This is a genomic window from Faecalitalea cylindroides ATCC 27803, assembly GCF_000469305.1.
GTDB lineage: Bacteria > Bacillota_I > Bacilli_A > Erysipelotrichales > Erysipelotrichaceae > Faecalitalea > Faecalitalea cylindroides.
Genome location: NZ_KI270980.1, coordinates 38385 through 56255 on the forward strand (window position 1 = coordinate 38385; position 17871 = coordinate 56255).

Below are 17871 nucleotides of genomic sequence, written 5' to 3' on the forward strand. Positions count from 1 at the left end.
TCTTCCTCCTAAATAAAAAAACGTCCTCATCTAAGGACGTTATTAACGCGGTACCACCTTAGTTCATAGATTTCTCTATGCCCTTTTCTTCTTTTAACGCAAGAAATACGGATAACATTACTTATCGACTCCCCAGCAAGTTCAAAGGAATTGAATACTGATTTCCACCAAACATCAGCTCTCTAAAATTCAAAGAATCTTTTACTACTCTGGTTCAAAATCATCTGATAAGAATTTATCAGATTTTAGTTAAATAGTCAATGCCACTGATTCCTTTTTCATCATAGAATACCTTTAATTCCAAATCTTCATATTGACACGAAATATACGTATTTTCATCTATGAAAATCACGGTATGTCCATTGATTTCTTCTATCTTCTTTAAGATCAATTGATCATCTGCATAATTACATCGACGAACTAGGTTGTTGTTTTCTATCATCATCTTTGCATGCGAAATACACGATAGATCAACAATCGATTGACGATTTGCCTGGATTAGGTATGCTGAGTTTAAAACATAGATAGACATTAATGATATGATCTGCAACAATAGCGCAAAACAAATTAAAGCTAACCAGGAAGCATATCCATTATGTGATTTGAACCGAGAATGTTTTCTTGTCTTTTTGATATCGCAAATAAATTTTTTCATCTTCTTCAAAAAATTCTGCATATTCTATATTCTCCATCAAGATCTCATATCCATCTCGTTTAACTAGGCGATTGCGATCAAATTCGATTCGTATCTCTTCATGTTCATATATCATATATAAAGTCCTTTCTTTTACCTCTCTATCTTTGGATACCGCTGCAATCTGACGTAACTGCAAGATGGCAAACTGATCTTGATGATTTGGACGATAGTTGATAAAAAGGACACATGTTCTTAAATAGATTACCGCACAAAAAGATACGATCAAACTGATAAATAACGCAATCAAAGCTTCAATCATGGTAAAACCATTGGGTATTGATTTCTTTATCCACATAATAACCAAAATCATCTTCTACGATCTTAAAAACACTGAATAATACTCCTGCACATAAGATCATAACAAATAATCCAAACAACGCATCTGTTAAAATAAAACCATTTTTCTTAATCAATTCGTACTCGCCCACTTCCTAATTGAAAGATCAATTTTTTTGTACCTTTTTGATCATGACACTCTAAAGTATTTGCCTTTGAGATATTTCCTTTAGCATTATAGTGAAAACGTAAAGTTTCACACGCAATGGATTCATCAAATTCATAATATTCTCCATCAAATAAGGCATGATCTTCATAAATCTCAACACGGGTCTCTCTTTTTTCTATGAATGCTTTCTCCTGCATCAAAACACAATACGACATTAACTTTTCCATAAAGATAGTTAAGTTCGATTGATTTTGATTCTGTGATATTCCTATGGATAATACACATACGATCAAAAGTACGATCAAGCTTTCTATCATTGTAAAACCATTACTGTGTACTTGCCTGTCCATCTACAATCACTACCGTTTCGCCATTTGGGCATCGATCTTGTCCTTCTTTTAAATATCCTTCATTAATCAATTCCTGTACACTTGTAGGTGTCGTTAGATTTTCTATTTCATATAAGATAATTTGTGAATCAACAATATCTAATAGAGCCTGACACCCTTTATCACGTATGATTGTTTCTTTTTGTTGAATATTGGGTAATGTGATCAATAACAATAAGGCAATTACTAACATAACGATCATCATTTCTAAGACAGTAAATCCATTCTTTTTATTCTGCATTTTTATTATTCCTTTCTAAATCGTATTTAACATATTCAGCGGCAACAACATGATCTGATATACAACTAATACTAAAATACCTACACAGCTATACGAAAACACCTGCATCGTAACGATCAGCTTATTAACGATCGTTTTAAAAGATTCAATGGCCTGTTCATAGTACACTTTTAAAATTGTAACTAGATCTGCACTCTTCATCCCAATCTTAAAGAAAACAAGGAATGTTTTATCAAAAGGAATTGTGTTTATGATCGTTTCCAATCGCTTCCCTTCTAAAAGTTCCAGATAGATTCGGTTTCCAAAATAATGAACTTCTTTAAAGTAATTCATTTCCGATAATATTTGAAAACAATCTTTTGATGTAAGATTCGATGCCAATAAAGACTCAAGCACAATTGAAAATTGAATAGTAACATACAGTTGATATATCTTGTTTTTTAATAGATACGGAATGATTTTTTCTTTAAAAACAGGAACTTTTACATACATAAACATCAATACCAGCAAGACGACCATACAGATAAGCAACAAAGTAAACAAGATTTCCAAAAGATCCAATAGTAGAAAACTATTCTCACCATTTGAATACACCATCATGGAAGGAATGATTGATCTAGAAAAGAATAGGATCATGAAATAGGCAAAACAAAAGATGAAGATTGGATAGGCAATCTTTGTGAAAAAATGATAAGAAATCGTATTTGAACTGTTATCAATTCGTTCTGCACACGTTAAAGCCTGTTTAAAAGACATGTGCTTAGCCAAAACATGAAGGATCTTAAAGAGTTTTAAAATTTGACCATCACATAAAATATCAATCAAAACTTCTCCATTTTTTAATCTGGTTATGATTTTATCCTTTTCTTTAAAACAGAGCTGGATGACAGTCTTGGTGTCTAATCCTTGATCTAATAAAAGCTTCATCTTTACGAGTTCATCTTTGGAAATCTTTAATGTCGAACTGGGCTTGCGGATCAAAGATATATCCTTGTTCAACAGCGTTTTGAATCTCATCCTCCAATTTTCTGTGTTCCTTTGGATATTCGTGTTTTTCGATCGCATGATCAAGTGCTTGGGCATCGAGAATTTCATATACACACTCCTTTCTAAAAATATCCTTTGTCTTATAAAGACGTTGGGAAATCACAGCTGTTAAAGTATTTTTTAGATCATACTCACTTAAACCAAAATCCAATAAACGGTGAAGGCTTTCCAAAGCATTCTTGGCATGTAAAGTAGTAAAGACCATGTGACCTGTTAAAGCGGCTCGTATGACCATCCTGGCAGTATAGGCATTTCTTGTTTCACCAATCAAAATCACATCCGGATCATGTCTTAATAATTCCTCAATTCCTTTTTCGTATGTAAAACCCATAGCTTCATTGATCTGCAGCTGCAAATACAATTCATCCTCAATTTCAATTGGATCTTCAAGGCTTATGACATTATATTGGTCCTTGCAGGCAATTTCATGTAATATTGCATGCAACGTGGTCGTCTTGCCTGAATTCGTTGGGCCAGAAAAAATAACCAGACCTTGCCTGCAATTTGTTAAACTTTTTAAAAACGAAATACTTTTGGAATCTTGCGTAAGCTGATCTATAGCCATTGATGGATTAGTCCTCAATAAGCGCAAGACTCCTGTTTGAATCGATTGATTCACAATAACACTAAAGCGACAAAAGATTTCTTTTGCATCTAACTGCACAGAAAATTGTCCACTTTGAGGACATAAAGGATTGGTTAAATCAAAACCGGCAATGAATTTCATATATTCAAAAACACCCTTATCCCAAATATCTTGTTCGATCTTTTCCATGCCCAAATCATTTCGAAACTGGATATCCATATGATCTTGTTTGACGATAAAGTGGATATCACTAGCTTTATGCTCAATAGCAAGCTGTATCAAACTGTATAAGAGTTCTTCCATTTCACTTCCTCCTATTATCTAATACAATCGAAACTTCTAAAAAGACAAAAAAAATCGACTTTCGTCGATTAATTTTGCAGATATGGATTCCAGCGTCTTTCCAAATCCAAAGTTGTCGATGGGCCATGTCCAGGGTAGATAGGATAATTTTGATCAAACTGTATAAATTTCTTTAAAGACTGAAACATCGCATACTCACTACCAGTTTCCAGATCCATCCTTCCAATAGATCCTTGGAAAATAAAGTCTCCAGTAAATAGTTTGTCATCGATCTTAAAGACAGTTGAACCAATAGAATGACCCGGAAAGAAAAACACCTCTACATCAAAAGCGCCAATTGTCATCAAGCCTTCTTTGAAAGTTCTAGGCTTTGCATGACAGACAACATGGGTAAAAAATGTATTTGATCCATTTAGATCTGGATTGATTAAAAATTGTACTTCATGTGGATTGACATAGACATCCACATCATGATTTTTTAATATGGAATCAATTCCGCCAATATGGTCAAAGTGGGCATGCGTCAATAGAATTGCATCTAAATTAGCATGTTCTATTTCTAATAAACGATCTAAATCTTTAAACTCAGCACCTGGATCGATGACTAACGCATGACCATCCTGAATCAATAGGTAACAATTAGCTTGAACCGGTCCCAATGCTCTTGTGATGATCTTCATAAACAATACATAAAAAAGACCATAATCGGTCTTTTTTATTTTTTCTCCTTATGATCCGTTTTCTGATTACATTTTGGACAATATTTCTTTATAGTCATACGTTCAGGATGTTTCTTTTTATTTCTTGTACCAATGTAATTTTCTTCTCCACAAACAGAACATTTAAATGTAATACGATCTCTCATGGTCTGTCCTCCTCACATTTACTGATTGAGTATAACATATTCCGCTATTCATTGACAAGTTCGTTTTTTGTTTTATTGTGGGTATAATTCGAAATATCTTTGAAGTACCTGTGGTACAACTTCGGTCGTACAAATATTAGGGGCTACGCTTTGATCGTTGATACTTGAAGTTGGAGCCACACATGCAAAACTGACGTCAGCATCTTCATATGGAGCCCAGCCAACAAAGGCCGCTGTTGTCCATTCATTAACTTCCGCAGTTCCTGTCTTTCCTGCAACTGGAACTGAGAAATCCTGTAAGACACCACAATTTCCATCCGCAACACATGCTCTAAAACCTTGTTGAACGCGTGATAAATACTCACTATTTTCTTCTGGTAAAGTATTCTTTAATACAGATTCATTTACGGAAACGATTTCTTCACTATTTACTTCCATCACATAACTCATCAATTTAGGCTGATAAATCAAACCATTGGTTGCAATCGTTGAAACATATTCCAATAACTGAATTGGTGTATACATATCGAACTGACCAATTGAGTAGTTCAACAACATACCTGGCTCTCGTCCAACCCCCATATATCCAGTGACTTCTCCTGGTACATCAAGACCTGTTATATTTCCTAATCCAAACATTGAATAATAACTTCGCATCTTGTCAAATGTTCCTGAGACATTGCTAATATTCAGAGGTTCGCCTTCTTGATAAGTTCCTCCCCCTAATCGAATCGCTATATTAAACATATAGACGTTACTTGAGACGGATAGTGCCTGGATATCATTGACCGGACCATGATCTTGATATGATCCAAATTCCTGCCCAGCAATATTCATGACTTCATCATTGATTACTTCCCCAGGCTGAATCACTCCTTCACTTAGTCCCATATAAACTGTAGCTCCTTTGATGCTGGAACCAGGATTGACAAGACTCATATAATTTCCACTGGCAAAATAGGTCATTTGTCGAGTATCTGGATCCATTTGATAACTAGATAAAGCGATAACTTCTCCTGTATATGGATCCATCATACACATGAATAAGCTATAGAAATTTTCACGTCTTTCGGTTCCCCCATTTTCCTGCAGAACAGCTTTAAGTGTTGTATCGAGAGATTGTTGAAGATCTATATCAATCGATAAATAAATATCATTCCCTTTACGAGCCTGGCGAATTACTTCTTTTTTTGCCAAACCGTTGGAATCATAAGTGATTCTTGATTCTTCGGCTATACCTGCTAAAACATCATTATATTGGTATTCAAGACCAGATCTCCCTACAGGAGCATTATATTGATATCCTTTTTGAAGATAGTAATCAGAATATTCCTCAGGAAGGCCTTCTGTACTTGTTGTAACTGTACCTAAAACATCAGACAATGTTTCACCATATGGATATTCTCTTTTCCATCCACCGAAATCTACATCAAATCCAGGAAATTCTGTCTTATGTTCTACTAAATACGCTACATCGCTATCGCTCACATCTTCCAAAATAACATTTTCCTGTCCGGTAGAATAATTTGTAGTCATTCGTTGATAAACAATACACATTTTTAATGTATCTTCGTCCATCTCTTCTAGCTCATCATCCCCAATACGATCATACATCAAGCCATAACGAATACTCTCGCTATCACTTCCCCAGGCACCAGATTCATATTCTTCCTGTTCTTTATCTGTCAATAATGCATTGGGATCGTCATTTAAAGATAAATATGTCATATAGGCTTCTTTTTTATCCCGTTCTGTAAATGAATCAACATCGATATCAAAAACAGATACAACACGTTCTGCATATAATTTATAATCATCGATAGTCATGTTATTAGGTGAAGTATATACAATGTTATGCGAAATGACTGTTTTAGCCAAAACGCGCCCTTTACAATCATATATTTCCCCACGTGGTGCACTAACATATTGTTTGATTGATGTATAGTCATCTTTTTTAGCCGTATAGTCTTCGTACGAGAAAACTTGTATATACAACAAACGAATAAACAAGATCAAAAAACAAATAACAATTGCTCCTGCCAGTAACATAACTCGGTGGTCAATGGTCTTATCAAGCACTATAGTTGGTTTTTTTGATTTATTTTTAACTTTACGCATGGACCTACGTTTAAATAAAGCCATTCGTCATCCCCCTTGAATTTACTACTTATTATACACGAAAAACGAGCAATTTAAAAAAACTTATAGTATACTCTTTTTAGAAGCGAGGTATTCTTATGAAAAGAACAGAGACTAGAGAAGTAAAGATAAAAGATCTTGTGCTTGGTCACAATAATCATGTTTATATTCAATCTATGTGCAATATTCCAACAAAACAAGCTCAGAAAGTTATCGAACAAATCTTAAATTTGGAAAAAATGGGCTGTGAGATTATACGTGTCAGCTGTATGGATATGGAAGATGCTAAAGCGATTGAAACAATCAAGAAAAATATTCATATACCTCTAGTTGCAGACATTCATTTTGATTATAAATTGGCACTTGCCTGCATTGAAGCCGGTGCTGATAAGATTCGTTTAAACCCAGGAAATATCGGTTCAAAAGAGAATGTAAAAGTTGTTGTCCAGGCGTGTAAACAACACAATATTCCAATTCGTATTGGAATCAATAGTGGCTCACTTGAAAAAGACATTCACGAAAAATATGGTAAACCCACTGCAGAAGGTATGATTGAAAGTGCAAAACGACATATTGAAATCTTAGAAGAACTTGATTTCTATGATACTGTTCTATCATTTAAATCCAGTGATCCTTTATTATGCATCGAAGCTTATCGTTTAGCCGCTAAAACATTTGATTATCCTCTTCATCTAGGAGTAACTGAAGCTGGAACGACAATGACCAGTGCTATTAAAAGCTCCCTTGCCTTAGGAACATTGTTGTTGGAAGGAATAGGAAATACGATTCGTATTAGTGTGAATGGAAGTCCTGAAAAAGAGATCCCAATTGTCAAAGAGCTCTTGAAATCATGTAAACTTATTAACAACGTACCAAACTTAATTGCCTGTCCAACATGTGGACGTACTCAATGGAACATGGAACCAGTTGTTAATGAAATGGAACAATATCTTCAAACTGTCAATAAAAATATCACCGTTGCTATCATGGGATGTGCAGTGAATGGCCCTGGTGAAGCAAAACATGCAGATATAGCCATTGCTGGAGGACGCAATGAAGGATTATTAATCAAAAAAGGTCAGATCATAGAAAAAATCCCTCAAGATAAAATCGTTGAGAGATTAATCAAAGAAATCGAAAATTTCTAACCTCGAAAAATTCGAGGTTTTTTTATTCTAGAACATCGGTAATCGATGTGTCTTGTACAAAGGTGTTTGTATTATACAAAAACAAAACATCTGTTATTAAGTTTAGATTAAAAATTCGTTCAATATCTTCGTAGAAATAGCGTGGGTCAACAATCGTGATCGTACGATAATACGGCAATAAAAATTGAACCATGCTATTGGCATAAGAATCTTTGATCAATAATAAATGACGATCCGAGTCATTTAAATTTTCAATCTGCACAAGTCCTGTATTCCCCCCTAAAAAAACATCATACGGATTAGATGATTCCAAGCCTTTTGAATTATAAATCGAACAAGTTCTTGTTCCATTGCTTTCATCCATCATGACATAGTCCTTTATATTATCAGAAACATAGATTTCAATATCATCATGGATTCCTACACTACCTACCTTTTTTGCCAAAGTTCCTTTAAAATTATCACTGACTTGATATACAGTATAGTCTGATTTTTTTACTTCCCCCAGTTCAAAACTAGAAGCAAGTTGTTGAAACGCATAAAAAGTCGCTAAAGAAGTCCAGTGATGATCTGTATGATAATACAAATATTCATCTTTATGTTTATCCAATGTATCTCGTACATCAATTTGTGTGATAGAAGTATCCAACATACTAAAGATTTGGTCCATTTGTGCATCCTGATCTATAGTATTTGAATAAGCAGGAAGATTATCTGATTGAATATTTGCGGCATTTGGTGCCAATAAAAAACCTGAACGAACTTGATGATTGATACAGAAATTATTGATTGCATTTATATTACGATTCATTTGTTCTTCATTGATTGCTGAATTTTCTTGAATCAAGGTACCATTTCCAAGATATACATCATTAATTTTTTTGACTCCGGTCAATTTATTCAATAGATAACGTATGTGAATCAAGCTATCTCTTCCAACAAATTGATCCGAGACATAATTGTTTAATTCTTGAGAAAATTGACCACTCAATACATCTTCAGAATCAAATTTTGGAAAAGTCTGTAAGCTTCGATTTTCCGCCTGTGAAGTAGCCTTATCAGGAGCTAGTATATTAATCATAAGAACAACACACATCAGACCAAAAACAATTCGTGCAATATAGCGAGCAGCAATCTCAGAACGTTTTTGTTTCATGATCTCACCTCCCTAAAATGCAGAATATAAGAATGATTGATATGTACTACCAACCATCATAGAAATACAAACGACGAAAAAGACAACATAAACAACTGATGTAATGATGACACCTTTATTTTTGAGATGATTGTAAGAAAAAATCTGAAGCTTATCATAGATTGTTGTGGTAAAGAAAATCCCAAAGACAATCAAAACTAAATAACTAGTAAATACAAACAAAAAGTCTGAATTCATAAAAGATGAAGCCCCAACACCAAACATTCTTAAAAGTGTATCAAATGCACTTAGTAAAGATGGACTAAAGAAAAATACCCAACCAATCAATACAACGAGAAGTGTATAAATGTGGCTGATAAACTTTGGAAGCTTTTTTAATGCTTTTTTAAGAAAGAACTTTTCCATCAACACAAACAATCCTAAATACAAACCCCATATAATATAAGTGATATTAGCCCCATGCCAAATACCTGTTAAAAACCAAACTATCAAAATATTACGTACATATAAAGTATTATTGACACGACTTCCTCCTAATGGAAAATAAACATAGTTTTTGAACCAATTACCCAATGAAATATGCCACCGTCTAAAAAATTCTTGAATTGTTTTGGACATATAAGGATGATCAAAGTTGATGTCAAAATCAAAACCAAACATCTTTGAAATACCAATAGCCATATCACTATAGCCAGAAAAATCAAAATAAAGCTGTAAAGCATAAGAAATCGCATATAACCAGGTGCCTAATACAGTATCATTATCAGATAAAGCTTGAAAAACAAGAGCAAACTGATCAGCAAAGATAATTTTCTTTATTAATCCTTTTATAAATAAAACCATACCTGCATTAAATTTTGCACGATTCATTATACGAGACTTAAGTTGAGACTGCATCTGGCTATAAGTTACAATTGGACCACTAGATATTTTGCCAAAGAAACAAATATAAAGGGAAAATAAAACGATGTCTCTTTGTGGTTCCACTTTCTTAGTGATAACATCACCTAAATAAGAAATTGCACTAAAAGTAAAAAAAGATAATCCAATTGGTACATGAGAAGTATCAATTTCAAAAGGAACGACCATATCGATATATTTGTATATACACAAAATCAGGACATTGAAAGCAATAGAAGTAACAATGATTAACTTTCTATGCTTAGTTTCTTTTGCTATCTGTATCCCGCTTATATAGTTCCATAAGATTGATAAAACCAACAAGATCAATGTGACTGGATCATTCCATGAATAGAATAACAAACTGATTATCAAAAGAACGATGTTTTTAAAATAGGTAGAAGGCGTTAAATAATAAAGAATTAATGAAACAGGAAAAAAAAAGAATATAAAAATTAAACTATTAAAAATCATATCTCTTTCCCCCTTATTTATAAACTTCGTAAAAATTGATCGTGGATCGTCTTAGCATCTTGACTTACGATCATACATGCATAATTAACTTGAATATCAATGACCGAATTGTTTAATTTATCCGCCTGCTCAGGTGCATATCCGGAAAAAATATTAGTCTGTTCATCAATCCTAGCCTTCATCTTATCTTCAAATGTTTTAGCATCATTGGATGATTTGAATTGCACCAGCACAATTTCATCTGCATTTAATGCATCTTGACTTTTATAATAAATAATATTTTCAAACATCTCTGGTTCCAAATCCAAAAATCTCTTGATTGAGATATTGTCTTTTAATTCCATCGTACTAAGATCAATATTATTCAACATTCCGTTTTGAACACTTGTAAAATCTTTTGTCGATGCCTGTGGTGTTGAAAAAGTAAAATATAAAAATATACACATTAATCCAATGATCAAACCTTTTAAGATATTAAGAATATCCAATTTTCCATTTAATTTTTTTTTCATTCTAGAACCCCCATGATATTACGTGCCCATTTTTCGTAGAAAGAGGACACAAAGTGAATACCATCTGATTCATAGATAGGTTCACTTTGATCTTGTGCCAACGAAGAATTATCAATATAAGTCCATCCATTATCTTGACAAGCTTGTTGGATCTGTGCATTATAGACATCAATTTGAGACCAAAGATCACTATTTGATTGTGTAACACTTTGACTGGCAGGGATAATCGAATTCACATATATATTTGCCTGTGGACATACATTTAAAATCTTTTTGATTTGTTCGGACAATAATTGTGAATAACTGCCATTTGAGGTATTGTTTAAATTATTCTTTATGTCATTCATGCCAAAAGCAATATAGATATTCTGTGGCTGTAGCTGTTGAATCGAATCGATCCACTCATCAATATTTAAGATCGTAGCTCCATTATAAGCATAAACACGACTTTCCAACAAATACCCGTACAAGTAAAAACCTGTTGCCCTTGAATCTCCTAAAATCAAATAATCATCAAACAAGCCAAATACATCCAGTTTCCCATCTTGAATAGCCCGTTTTCTTTCTTCAAGCCTTCTTTCGCTTAACTGTTCAGAAAGTGCTGAAGGATCCTTAGATTCAGACTCTTTAATGTAATCTACACCATTTGTTGAATGCTTTGGCCATAACAAAAAAAGCGTAACAATAACAACACAAACAACAACGATACCAATTATGATATTCTTATACTTTTTTAATTCTAGAATAATTCTATCCATTCTGATCCCCTTTTAGTTATTCCTATTATAACACAGCTTGCAAATAAAAATTTTATAATTTCATTAAAATCTAAATCTTTATTTTTCTAGTTTTCTTAACAGATTTACCAATTCATTTTCACTATAAACAACATGGTCACTGCTTGTTCCCTCTAAGCCATGATGACGATTAAAGTGTATGGTTTTCATTCCAACTTTTTTAGCTCCTTCCATATCGTTTGTATAATTATCCCCTATATAATACCAATCTGAAATGTTCTCTTTCATATTCGAAAACATCGTTTTAAACGACCTCGGATCAGGCTTGGCAAATCCTAATTGACCACTAGTATAGACATTTTCTTCTTTAAAATATTTAAAAACATCTAATGCCTTAAGTTTCATTCTTTGATGTTCATCCTGTCCATTTGTCAGTATCGCAAGTTCTGATATAGTCGATCTAAAAAAATCATGAAAAACATTACTCATAAATATTTCTTTTTGAAGTGTTTTATACACTCTTTGAAATTCACGGTATAAGTCTTCTTCAACATCAATATGGTAGATTTTGCACATTTGACGAATTCGATAAATTCCTGATTCATCAATGGAAATAGATCCATCCTGAATCTTATCAAAGATTTCATCTCCACAGCTGCGATATATTGTATACATGGACTCTAAATCATGTGTTTCATCTATATTTAAGAGTTCATTGCATGCTTTTTTAAATGGATATGATAAATCGTAAAGTGTGTCATCACAATCAAAACAAAATTTCATAAAACCTCCTGGAAAGAAAAGAGAGGAGTAAACACTCCTCAAATCTTTTAATCTCTGTTATATCCCAATAAACGCAAGATATATAAGAAAATATTTAAGAAATCAAGATATAACTCCAAAGCCATGTAAATAGCAATTTTTTCTTGACTCACTACATCCCCATTGCTGAGATACAAGATCTTGTTCATACGTTGTATATCCCAGGCTGTAATTCCCGTAAACAATAACAATCCAACAATAGAAATCATTCGTGTATCAAAAGAAACGCCAAATAAAAGCATTACAGCTTGTGAGATAATCAAAACAGTTAAACCAATAACACATATCATTCCTATGCTGTTCAGATTTTTCTTTGTCGTTAATCCAATAAAAGCAAGACAGATAAAATATACAGCACTAATTAAGAATGCAGCAGTTAATTGAGCTTGACTATTCGTATAAAACAAACTAGTTAAAGAAATGCCAAATGTTACGGCATACACCATGAACAATACTTTAATTCCTGTTGCTGTAGATCTTTGCATAGCTGATTGAAACGCAAATACAAGTCCAATCTGCACAATAAACAACAGCAATCCAATCATAGGCATAGATGTCAGCATCCATAAATACCAGCCAGTTGAATAACATAGATAAGATGTAGCAGCTGTAACTAAAAGACCTAAAGCCATCCACACGAACGAAGTTGTTAATGCTTTACGCAAAGTTTCTTGTGGATAATACGTATTTTCAAACATGATATCACCTTCTATTTTGTAATAAATTCTAATAATTGATGTGCCGCAATATCAAGGCCGTGACGATTAGTCTTATCAAATCCTAGATGTGTATAAATTTCTCCAACAAAAGTTCCATTTTCTTCTAATGAACTGAATACTTTAGTAATCAATGGTTCACAAAGTTCCTGTTTCTGCATTGGACCAAATGGATTTGCAAAGTAAGTAGTACTAATTCCAACTTCTTGTGTAGTACCTAATGCCATACGTTTACCCATGACACAAGTATCTTTTACTTCTTCTACCGTTAACTTCTTAAGACCAAATTCATTTGTATAATTATTTGCATAAGCAAATAAATCAATTTTGTGGTTAGTAGTGATAACATCATAAGATGCAGCAGGTGTAACCATACGAGAGTTTGGATTTTCCGGAGCCATGAACACAGAACGATCCATGTCACGATAAGGAGTTCCTGGATCAAGGTCATCTAGACGAATAAAGGCACCAATTTCTGTCCCCTGTCCATAAGGAATACCATCTTCAATATGAATTGTTCCCATATCGTCAAATACTACTTCAATATCTTTAATAACATCTTTTCCTACACTCTTCAAGGCTTCAATTGATTCAGATTTTCCAGCACCTGAATCTCCCATCAACATAATTCCTTTTTTACGACCATCATTTAATGTAATATTAACAAATGCTCCATGAATAGGCAACCATCCTTGTTGCATAGCGGCAAGATTGTGCAATGTTAAACACATTTTCTTTAAATAACCAAAATATTCAATTCTTGGATCATCACTAATACAACCAAGCCAAATGTTTTCAGTTTCATCATAATAGAATTCAGTTGCATTTTTACCATCTGGATTACCAAATAATAAAATCAAATCTGGTTTTTGATTCGCTTCTTCTTTTGTCGCAAGCTCAAATAAGTTAGCCATACTTAAAGCACTGGCAGTATATTTAGAATTAAAATATACAAAACACAGTAATTTACCGACTTTACATGGGAAACAGAAGAAAGACTCTGAATCACCCTCAAAATAAGTCATTGGATCAACTTTTGTTTCTGTAAATGTTCCTGTACGTTTACTTGATTTTGGGTGAAGAATCATTGGTGTACGCAACATAACATGGTCAATAATTGGAATATCCTTTAACGCACTGTAATGCTCTGACCAGATACTATCCCTGTTATGAATAGAAAAACAAGCATTTGTACCTGCCTGAATCTGACGATACACCAAGTTTGGACGATCCATGATTCTTTCTTCAAATAAACGATATGTACGTAAGATCAAATCATTCATTTCAGAATCTCTACGTACTAAAGTATTGATTCCAAAGTCATCTGAACTATCGCTCTTGATAAACGCAAAACGTTGTAAATGTCTCCATGTTTTATAGATTTCACGTACAACAGTTAATAGACTCTTTTTATCTTCTAAATATTCAGATTCGATTTCATCCATATTAAAAATAGACAGCATTCTCAAACATTTGCTGAATTTATTTGCGGCTTCTTTTGAATCATATTTTCCATTCTGTGTTAAATAGTTATATAACTCAGGATACAGAGTTTCTTGTGTTTTGATAAAGTGCTGTAGATACACTCTGAATGTATTCGATTTCAACAATACCTCTCTTGATTTAGGGTATGCTTTATTGTAATTCAATACTACTTGATTATTTGTTAGATATATTTTTTTATCCATTTTATATATTTCCTCCTTATATGCGAATGATACACGATTTATGAACAAATGTAAACAATAATGATACAGTAAGCGTTTTCAACTTTTTTAAAAGAAAAGGCCGTTTAGGCCTTATATAATTCATCAATCATAGATTTGATTGAATCAATTGAAACTTCTTCTTTTTCTCCTGTATAACGGTTAGAGAATTCAAGAATGCCCTCTTGTACTTTACGTCCTACTGTTATGCGGTATGGGATACCAATAAGTTCCATATCCTTGAATTTAACTCCTGGTCTTTCATTACGATCGTCTAGTAATACAGAGTATTTATTCTTTGTACAATAGTTATATAGATCATTGGCAATTTCCATCTGTTTTTCATCTTTTAAAGAAATAGGTACAATTGATAAGATAAATGGCGCTACTTCTTTTGGCCAGATAATACCTTTATCATCATGGTGTTGTTCAACGATTGCCGCCATACATCTTTCCAATCCAATACCGTAGCTTCCCATCCATACTGGCTGTAACTGGTTGTTTGCATCTGTGTAGTATAGATTCATTGATTGGGCATATTTTGTACCCAGTTTAAACAAGTTACCAACTTCGATTCCATGCTGGAATGTTAATGGTTTACCACATACAGGACAAATATCCCCTTCTTTTACTTGACATAGATCAGCTACAAGTTCTGGTGTAAAATCAGATAGATTCACGTTTACATAATGATGATCGCTTTTATTTGCCCCAATGATAAAATTCTTCATATGTTTGATCATACGATCCATATATACTGGGCAATCCAAACCAACAGGCCCGGCGAAACCAACACGCGCATGCGTTATTTTTTCAACATCTTCAAAAGATGCTAATTCCATCTCGTTAGCTTTCAATAGTTTTAAAGCTTTCGTTTCATTTAGTTCACGATCTCCTGGAATACAGAAAGCTACAATTTTACCATCTACATTATAAAGAAGCGTTTTAACAAAATCCTTAGGCTCTTTGCCAAAGAAAGCAGCCACTTCTTCAATAGTCTTCGCATTTGGTGTTTCAACTAACTGAATCTCAAGTTCTTCTTCCTGAGAATCCTGTAAGGTATCAACAACTTCTGTAATTTCCAAATTGCTGGAGAAATCACAACCTTCACATCCAACAACGATATCTTCTCCAATACCTGAAATAGCCTGATATTCTTCACTTAAAAGACCACCCATAGCCCCTGTATCTGCTTTTACGATCTTATATTCTAATTCCATTCGATCAAAAATACGACAATATGCATCATACATCTTTGCGTAGGCTTCATCCAAGCCAGCCTCATCGATATCAAAAGTATAAGCATCTTTCATTATAAATTCGCGTACACGAATCAAACCATAACGTGGTCGTGTTTCATCTCTAAATTTAGTTTGGATCTGATACAAGTTATAAGGGAAATCTTTATAGCTCTTGCCATCCATACTTGCCGCAACAGCAAATAATTCCTCATGTGTAGGTCCTAATACATAACGTTTCATATAGCGATCATTCATTGTAAACATATTTGAACCAAACACTTCACGTCTACCAGATTTAATATAAACTTCTTCCGGAATCAAAGCAGGCATCAATAATTCCTGAGCGTCTTTTGCATCCATTTCTTCACGAACGATATTTTCAATCTTGGCTAATACTTTTTTGCCCATAGGCATGATCATATACATACCATTTGAGCTTTTTTTGATCATTCCAGCACGAACTAGTAAATTGCTGGAAACACTATCTTCATCTTTTGCATTTTCTCTTAATGTATAAAAGAAACTCTTACTTAATTTCATATTGTCCCTCTTTTCAACTCGTATATTCTCTCATATACTGTGTTTTTATACAACACGAATTTTGCGAATCATTGCGTGTTTTTCAATCGGACCCGTCCATTTTGTATGAACAATTTGCATTGGTTTATTACATACTTCACAAAGATTTTCATCTTCATCATAAACATCCTTGATCATAACTTTTGTAGAAGGAATTGTTGGCCCAAAAATTTCCATAATCTGATTCGGCATAAAATTGTTTTTCACCTGTAATGTCGCAATAGATGACTTATCATCATAATCCAGTACAATTGCTACATATTCCTGTGTAACTGTTTCATCATGATCTTGGTATAATTGCACTTTATAATTCGGAAGCCCTTGATAGAACCCCGGACCAGTTGGTCGATTCTCTGCTTTGGCAATCTCTTTTTTTACATAATCAATATCATTTTGTGTCGCATGACCATTCTCATAAATCTTATCGATCAAATAACGATAACTTGAAACAACAGTTGCCAAATAATATGCACTCTTCATGCGTCCTTCTATTTTTAAGGAAGCTACTCCCATGTTGATGAAATCTTCAATATAATCAACTGCCTGTAGATCTTTTGATGACATGGAGAAAAGATTGGAAGGATCTGAGATCTCTTCATTTTTATCCATTAAATGGTATTTCCAACGACAGCTTTGTGCACATCCGCCTCGATTGGCATCACGCAAAGTCATATGATTGCTTAAGACACAACGCCCTGAATAAGAAATACACATTCCTCCATGAATAAAAACTTCGATTGGTAATATATCTTGTTTACAAATCTGTCGTATCTCGTCCAATTGACATTCTCGTGCTAAAACAACGCGATCCATTCCTTTAGACTTCCAGAATCGTACAGCACTGGAATTCGTAGAAGAATGTTGCGTAGACACATGAACCTCAAAAGAACAGTTTAATTCCTTTGCCAAAGTCATGATAGCTGGACTTGCCACAATGATCGCATGAACACCCGCATGATCAAGATCTAATAAATATTCTCGTAGTCCATCTGTATCGTTTTCATGTGGCAGCATATTGACTGTGACATGCACATGAGAACCATGTTCATTGGCAAAATCAACTAACTCTTTGATTTCCTCAAGAGAGAAATTAGATGCACGTGAACGCAATGAAAACTGTTTTCCTCCAATATATACTGCATCTGCACCATATAGGATCGCAATCTTT

At 33.7% G+C, this 17871-nt stretch carries 20 protein-coding genes and 1 other annotated feature; of the genes, 1 reads left to right on the plus strand and 19 read right to left on the minus strand.

Annotated elements, in window-relative coordinates; all coding sequences use genetic code 11:
* Nucleotides 1–29: 29 nt before the first annotated feature.
* Nucleotides 30–227 (minus strand) — a binding site (T-box leader).
* Between the two features lie 11 nt (nt 228–238).
* From HMPREF0367_RS03180 to HMPREF0367_RS03220, 10 genes are all read right to left on the minus strand, one after another.
* On the minus strand, nt 239–676 hold the full coding sequence (locus HMPREF0367_RS03180) for a hypothetical protein (protein WP_169815931.1): 438 nt from the start codon (nt 674–676) through the stop codon (nt 239–241).
* Nucleotides 594–992: a prepilin-type N-terminal cleavage/methylation domain-containing protein gene (locus HMPREF0367_RS03185; RefSeq protein ID WP_162606956.1), complete on the minus strand. Its 399-nt coding sequence runs from the start codon at nt 990–992 to the stop codon at nt 594–596. The genes HMPREF0367_RS03180 and HMPREF0367_RS03185 overlap by 83 nt, the downstream gene beginning before the upstream one ends.
* The gene (locus HMPREF0367_RS10530) at nt 949–1110 is read right to left on the minus strand and encodes a hypothetical protein (protein WP_162606955.1); all 162 of its coding nucleotides are present in this window, start codon (nt 1108–1110) and stop codon (nt 949–951) included. Before HMPREF0367_RS10530 ends, HMPREF0367_RS03185 begins: the two co-directional genes overlap by 44 nt.
* Nucleotides 1103–1492, minus strand: a complete 390-nt coding sequence (gene comGD, locus HMPREF0367_RS03190) for a competence type IV pilus minor pilin ComGD (protein WP_081683618.1) — start codon at nt 1490–1492, stop codon at nt 1103–1105. Before comGD ends, HMPREF0367_RS10530 begins: the two co-directional genes overlap by 8 nt.
* The gene (comGC, locus tag HMPREF0367_RS03195) at nt 1470–1772 is read right to left on the minus strand and encodes a competence type IV pilus major pilin ComGC (RefSeq protein ID WP_035401118.1); all 303 of its coding nucleotides are present in this window, start codon (nt 1770–1772) and stop codon (nt 1470–1472) included. Before comGC ends, comGD begins: the two co-directional genes overlap by 23 nt.
* A gap of 15 nt (nt 1773–1787) precedes the next feature.
* Nucleotides 1788–2789 (minus strand): type II secretion system F family protein, encoded by a 1002-nt coding sequence (locus tag HMPREF0367_RS03200; RefSeq protein ID WP_169815932.1) that lies wholly within the window; start codon nt 2787–2789, stop codon nt 1788–1790.
* Nucleotides 2710–3708 (minus strand): ATPase, T2SS/T4P/T4SS family, encoded by a 999-nt coding sequence (locus tag HMPREF0367_RS03205; RefSeq protein WP_035401124.1) that lies wholly within the window; start codon nt 3706–3708, stop codon nt 2710–2712. Before HMPREF0367_RS03205 ends, HMPREF0367_RS03200 begins: the two co-directional genes overlap by 80 nt.
* A 68-nt stretch (nt 3709–3776) precedes the next feature.
* Nucleotides 3777–4388, minus strand: a complete 612-nt coding sequence (locus tag HMPREF0367_RS03210; protein ID WP_035401127.1) for an MBL fold metallo-hydrolase — start codon at nt 4386–4388, stop codon at nt 3777–3779.
* A gap of 35 nt (nt 4389–4423) precedes the next feature.
* Complete coding sequence (gene rpmG, locus HMPREF0367_RS03215) at nt 4424–4573, minus strand: 50S ribosomal protein L33 (RefSeq protein WP_022355275.1); 150 nt, start codon at nt 4571–4573, stop codon at nt 4424–4426.
* Between the two features lie 72 nt (nt 4574–4645).
* On the minus strand, nt 4646–6715 hold the full coding sequence (locus HMPREF0367_RS03220; RefSeq protein WP_051335148.1) for a peptidoglycan D,D-transpeptidase FtsI family protein: 2070 nt from the start codon (nt 6713–6715) through the stop codon (nt 4646–4648).
* Nucleotides 6716–6810: 95 nt separating this feature from the next.
* Between HMPREF0367_RS03220 and ispG the strand changes: the two genes are divergently transcribed.
* Nucleotides 6811–7860 carry a flavodoxin-dependent (E)-4-hydroxy-3-methylbut-2-enyl-diphosphate synthase gene (gene ispG, locus HMPREF0367_RS03225; protein ID WP_035401130.1) on the plus strand — a complete coding sequence of 350 codons (1050 nt, stop codon included), beginning with the start codon at nt 6811–6813 and terminating at the stop codon, nt 7858–7860.
* Between the two features lie 22 nt (nt 7861–7882).
* Here ispG and HMPREF0367_RS03230 read toward each other — a convergent pair whose 3' ends face one another.
* The 9 genes from HMPREF0367_RS03230 to HMPREF0367_RS03270 form a co-directional block, all read right to left on the minus strand.
* Nucleotides 7883–9016, minus strand: coding sequence for a DHHW family protein (locus HMPREF0367_RS03230; RefSeq protein ID WP_035401133.1), 1134 nt, complete (start codon nt 9014–9016; stop codon nt 7883–7885).
* Nucleotides 9017–9028: 12 nt separating this feature from the next.
* The gene (locus tag HMPREF0367_RS03235; RefSeq protein ID WP_035401135.1) at nt 9029–10390 is read right to left on the minus strand and encodes an MBOAT family O-acyltransferase; all 1362 of its coding nucleotides are present in this window, start codon (nt 10388–10390) and stop codon (nt 9029–9031) included.
* Nucleotides 10391–10407: 17 nt separating this feature from the next.
* Entirely contained in the window at nt 10408–10902 is a 495-nt protein-coding gene (locus HMPREF0367_RS03240) for a DUF4358 domain-containing protein (protein ID WP_022355270.1), read from the minus strand.
* Nucleotides 10899–11660: an SGNH/GDSL hydrolase family protein gene (locus tag HMPREF0367_RS03245; protein WP_035401138.1), complete on the minus strand. Its 762-nt coding sequence runs from the start codon at nt 11658–11660 to the stop codon at nt 10899–10901. The genes HMPREF0367_RS03240 and HMPREF0367_RS03245 overlap by 4 nt, the downstream gene beginning before the upstream one ends.
* 78 nt (nt 11661–11738) lie before the next feature.
* Nucleotides 11739–12422: an HAD family hydrolase gene (locus tag HMPREF0367_RS03250; protein WP_035401139.1), complete on the minus strand. Its 684-nt coding sequence runs from the start codon at nt 12420–12422 to the stop codon at nt 11739–11741.
* Between the two features lie 47 nt (nt 12423–12469).
* The gene (locus tag HMPREF0367_RS03255) at nt 12470–13159 is read right to left on the minus strand and encodes a Bax inhibitor-1/YccA family protein (RefSeq protein ID WP_022355267.1); all 690 of its coding nucleotides are present in this window, start codon (nt 13157–13159) and stop codon (nt 12470–12472) included.
* An 11-nt stretch (nt 13160–13170) separates the two neighbouring features.
* On the minus strand, nt 13171–14865 hold the full coding sequence (locus HMPREF0367_RS03260) for a hypothetical protein (RefSeq protein ID WP_022355266.1): 1695 nt from the start codon (nt 14863–14865) through the stop codon (nt 13171–13173).
* A 104-nt stretch (nt 14866–14969) separates the two neighbouring features.
* The gene (locus HMPREF0367_RS03265) at nt 14970–16664 is read right to left on the minus strand and encodes a proline--tRNA ligase (protein WP_035401141.1); all 1695 of its coding nucleotides are present in this window, start codon (nt 16662–16664) and stop codon (nt 14970–14972) included.
* 45 nt (nt 16665–16709) lie between these two features.
* Nucleotides 16710–17871: peptidase U32 family protein (locus HMPREF0367_RS03270; RefSeq protein ID WP_035401142.1), on the minus strand; the 1162-nt coding region annotated here is incomplete at its 5' end.